Annotated in this window: 4 protein-coding genes and 1 pseudogene; 2 read left to right on the top strand and 3 right to left on the bottom strand. The window is 48.6% G+C overall.

All coding sequences use genetic code 11. From position 1 onward, the window contains the following. Positions 1 to 169 precede the first annotated feature (169 nt). The 3 genes from ACRBG0_RS25750 to ACRBG0_RS25740 form a co-directional block, all read right to left on the bottom strand. Positions 170 to 565 (bottom strand): acyltransferase, encoded by a 396-nt coding sequence (locus tag ACRBG0_RS25750; RefSeq protein WP_431489708.1) that lies wholly within the window; start codon positions 563 to 565, stop codon positions 170 to 172. Between the two features lie 112 nt (positions 566 to 677). Further along, complete coding sequence (locus tag ACRBG0_RS25745) at positions 678 to 1,778, bottom strand: hypothetical protein (RefSeq protein WP_431489707.1); 1,101 nt, start codon at positions 1,776 to 1,778, stop codon at positions 678 to 680. Then, positions 1,775 to 3,001 (bottom strand): hypothetical protein, encoded by a 1,227-nt coding sequence (locus ACRBG0_RS25740; protein WP_431489706.1) that lies wholly within the window; start codon positions 2,999 to 3,001, stop codon positions 1,775 to 1,777. Before ACRBG0_RS25740 ends, ACRBG0_RS25745 begins: the two co-directional genes overlap by 4 nt. A 208-nt stretch (positions 3,002 to 3,209) precedes the next feature. Here ACRBG0_RS25740 and ACRBG0_RS25735 point away from each other — a divergent pair, with 208 nt between their 5' ends. Beyond that, positions 3,210 to 3,512 (top strand): transposase, encoded by a 303-nt coding sequence (locus tag ACRBG0_RS25735; protein WP_431489705.1) that lies wholly within the window; start codon positions 3,210 to 3,212, stop codon positions 3,510 to 3,512. A 352-nt stretch (positions 3,513 to 3,864) separates the two neighbouring features. Then, positions 3,865 to 3,953, top strand: a pseudogene (locus ACRBG0_RS25730) (ATP-binding protein); the annotation flags it as partial.

The following is a 3,953-nucleotide window of genomic DNA, read 5'->3' as shown; positions in this document are numbered from 1 at the left end:
TTTCACCGGAGCGGAGTGATTGGAGTACTTGTTTCAAATCGATGTCCGAGTTGCGAGCACTTGATAACTATAAAATTGAGAAGCGCGGGTTAGTGCCGGCAAGAATTCGCCGGTTGAGCAGCATCTTTGCCAGATGAGAGGTAACGTAAGATAATAATTGACTTTCGGGTTAGCTAGGCGAGGCAACCATCTTTTTATAGTACTCGTCACTTCTGCCTGTAACTATCCCGGGGTTACCGACTACTATCGAATAGTCGGGTATGTCTCCTCTGACCACAGCGCCTGCGCCAACGACTGTTCCTCGTCCAAGCTTGCATCCGGGCATCAACGTGGAGCCTCGGCCAACAAAGCAAAACTCCCCGATCTTGACCCCTTGGATGCGCCCAAGCGGCTTAACAGTTTCGATTCCGAGAGCCCGCCCAATGGTGTGAAGTGCCCAGTCGTGAGTAAGCACTGATACATTGCTTGAAATTGTGGTGCCACGGCCAATCTCAATTAGCTTGTAGCTTGTGCCATCAAACCAAGCAGTTGAGGAAATGTAGTTTGGTCGGCCGCTAAAAACCATTCCATTTCTCCGGTAGTACCAGATCGATAGCGATGTTCCCTTTCTCGGAGAGAGGGCGCCAACGACTCTCTTTCCTAAAAAGAAGACTGCACGTTCAAGTTTGCTTCTTAATTTACTCAAGATGCTGCTCCAGTACCCGGTTCATGACGGAGTCAAACGGTTTAGTATTCTTACTCAGTATTACCAGTCTATCTTTGGCAGCTTTAATCATGTTCTCAGATTCTGACAGCTCAACAAAGATATCGACAAATGCGTCGGGATCGCTGTATGGCGCGGAGAACGCCGCACCTGAAGTGCGCAGAAACTCAGCGGTCTTTACCTCGCTGTTTACGACAACGGGTGTCGCAGTCACCATAGCGTCGCCCCATTTATTCGACTCTGCGTAGGAATTAATTTCGATTGAAGGGTCGTATAGTGTCAATACAACATCGCTAATATTGTAGAGAGCGAGTGACTTTGAGCTGGAAACTTCGCCGAAATAATTGACATTCTCTAGATTAACGAAGGCCTCTGCGGATGGGCCATCAATTCGTCCTGCTGCAATGAAAACAATATTCTTATTCGATAGGAGCTTAGTCGCTGCGTATAACGCGATCGGTAACCCACGGGTTTCTCCTAGCCAGCCATTTACGTACACCACAAACCTCCCAGGCTTGGGTGGGGTTGATTCGTTTGCAGCATCTCGAATATCCGAACTTGTCGGAGTGTTCTTAACGATTACAAACTTGGACGAGGAATAGTCATATCTTGCTTCGCCCGGAATGATATGAGCTAGAGACGATCTAGATACTTTAATTTCGACCCAGCGTATTATTTGTTGCAGAGGGGAGGGAAGTTTCAGAATCAATACGAGCCTGTCTGCATCATCAAATATATATTCGATTTTCCTAAATTTTGACGCCGCCCAAGCTGCCACTGCACTTTCTAGTCCTAGGCAGTACAAAGTTTGATCTTCTTTCGATCTTAGCAATCGGAAGAAAACAGCTAGAGTCCATCGAGGATAGTGCAATCGTACTGAGTTGGAGCGAGTGCGCAGCATGACGACCTTTTCATGCAAATCGAACGGCAACGTTTCGGCCGTATCCCCATCCTTTCGTGACCATCCCCAGTGACTGACAGAAGAGCCTCGTTCATTCAGCAATTTGGCAAGTTTTACTAGCCTAGTACGTATTGTTATTGCTGGAAGTGGAGCTATTATCTTTAGATTATTCATATGTTCTGATTGGATTGACTTGGAGCTTTCCTGATCGCGCAATATAAGCAAAACCAGCCGCCTCCAGTTTTTGTTAGCCAATGACCCGCACTAGATATCGCCACGGCTTCGGCTGCAGGGACTTGTGAACGGGTTAGTCCAAAGTAAAGAAAAATTTGTACTAAGAAACCTATGGCGGAGAGAATTAAGTTTAAGTCGAGTAATCTTGTTGGGGCATAGACGTTAAGTCCAGCGCTTGGAACGGAATAAAGTAAGCGCAACGTTCCAACGAAGGCTAGAGGCAAAACTAGATGGAAGGAGAGTTGCGCTGAATCGCCATAAACCGGCTGAAACAGGAAAGACATAACGACGGTGGATAGGATAGCGTAGCCAAAGGCCGCTGAGACGAGCCAGGGCCACATCTCTTTTATCCGGAGCTGCGCCTGAGTAAAATTGTTTCGAAGAAGTGGACCTAGATAAAAGCCAATGAATCCAGATGCAAAAACGACAGGCAAGAGAAATAGAGTGGTGTGTTGAAAGTAGTTTGCGGACGCGAGGACCTCTCCGTCTAGATTGAGTAGTATTTGATCTAGATGTAGCGCCGCGTTGAGTAGAAACCCACCGGCTAGAAATCTTGATCCGACGCGGAAGTACTCGGAAGTCGACTGCTCTGAGTCGGCGAGTGAGTGGCGACTAGGTATCGGATTCTTATTGAACCTAGCGGCTAACGCTAGAGCAATGAGAATTGAAAGCGATATAATCAGCAAATAGTCGCGTTCGAGGCCTAAGAAGAACAGTGCCACTATCGCGATTGCCGCAAAGAAGCGCCACAAATTTGTCGCTATTTGCGCTTTGATCATTGAGGAATGTGCTCGATAGTAGGCTGCGAATAAAACTGAAGATGCGAGCAGAGTTAGGCAGGCCCATCCTTTCCAGATTTCGTTTACCAGTCCGCTCGCATTGAGGGCAATGCTTACCAGCCCCGAAATTGCGACAATCAGAAGCAAAGAGATAGTCGCTATGGATTTAGATCGCGATGGATTTCTAACTAATACCTGATCAAGACCAAGCAGGCAGATCGGAATTGCCACAAAAAGTGATGCTTTGATTGCTGCCCATGCTGCAATTTCCTCCCTGGGTGCGTACATCGCAACACAAATCTCAATGACGGCCATTCCACCAAGACCAAGGATGTAAACAGCAATTGTTGGTATGATCTGCGCACGTAGGGATAATGCAGGCATTGAGGAGGTGGCTCCTATCAGTTTTTAACTATGTTGGAAATGCTGAAAGGGTTATTCAGACAGTTTTTGCACCAAGTTCGCACTGGGTTTGTTAGTGTGGTTACGATTTGAGTCTGTCTTCTTGACTTGATCGAGAATGCCCGGTGACCTTGCCTTGGTTTCACGTACATTAGATTTGTTTGATACCTTCTGATGAGCGGAGAAATGAATGGGCAAGAGAACACAGGCCGCAAAGCGACAATATACAGACGAATTCAAGGACGAAACGGTACGCCTGGCCGAATCAATTGGCGGCAATCAGGCCGCGAAGCGGCTGGGGATTCCAGAGTCGAGCATGTGGAACTGGATCCGTCTGAATCGCCAGGGCAAGCTGAAGAACGCAGGCGGAGTTGCCAAGAGTTTCAAACCAGGTCAGAGCGAGTTGGAAGCAGAGAACGAACGGCTACGTCGGGAGTTGGTCAATACTAAAGCGGACCTTGAGATCGTAAAAATGCGGCGGCGTATTTCGTGAAGGATTCGCGATGAAGTACGCCTGGATTGAATCGAACCGCGACCGATTTGCCGTTGCCCGGATGTGTCGATTTTTCGGCATCTCACACACCCGGTATTGCCAATGGCGGGTGTGTGAGATGCCGGGACCGCGCAAACGAGGCGCTTGATACCAAGGTAGCGGCAATCCATCAGGCCATTGGACAATCCTACGGCCGGTCCCGAACCGTGAAGCAGCTTTCCAATCTATGCGGGCGTGTTGTGGCCCCGAGCGAGTGCGCCACAGTCTCAAACGCCAGCACCTCAGACCCGTCTATAGGCGTCTTTACCGGATCACGACCGATTCGAGTCACCAACAACTGGTTGCCCCAAACGTGCTGGATCGGCTACTGCATCACTCGCACATCGTACAGATCAGTGGGCAGAGCTACCGCATGAAGGACAAACGCAAGATCGGCCAAAT

The organism is Lewinella sp. (genome assembly GCF_050633125.1).
Classification (GTDB): Bacteria; Bacteroidota; Bacteroidia; order Chitinophagales; family Saprospiraceae; genus Lewinella.
Note: the sequence above shows the minus strand (reverse complement) of the source record. Positions and strands in the feature narration are given on the sequence as shown.

Bases quoted from the DNA above. Each gene is read 5' to 3' on its own strand.
- ACRBG0_RS25750 (WP_431489708.1), bottom strand. From the start codon at position 565: ATGGTTTTTAGCGGCCGACCAAACTACATTTCCTCAACTGCTTGGTTT.
- ACRBG0_RS25745 (WP_431489707.1), bottom strand. From the start codon at position 1,778: ATGAATAATCTAAAGATAATAGCTCCACTTCCAGCAATAACAATACGT.
- ACRBG0_RS25740 (WP_431489706.1), bottom strand. From the start codon at position 3,001: ATGCCTGCATTATCCCTACGTGCGCAGATCATACCAACAATTGCTGTT.
- ACRBG0_RS25735 (WP_431489705.1), top strand. From the start codon at position 3,210: ATGGGCAAGAGAACACAGGCCGCAAAGCGACAATATACAGACGAATTC.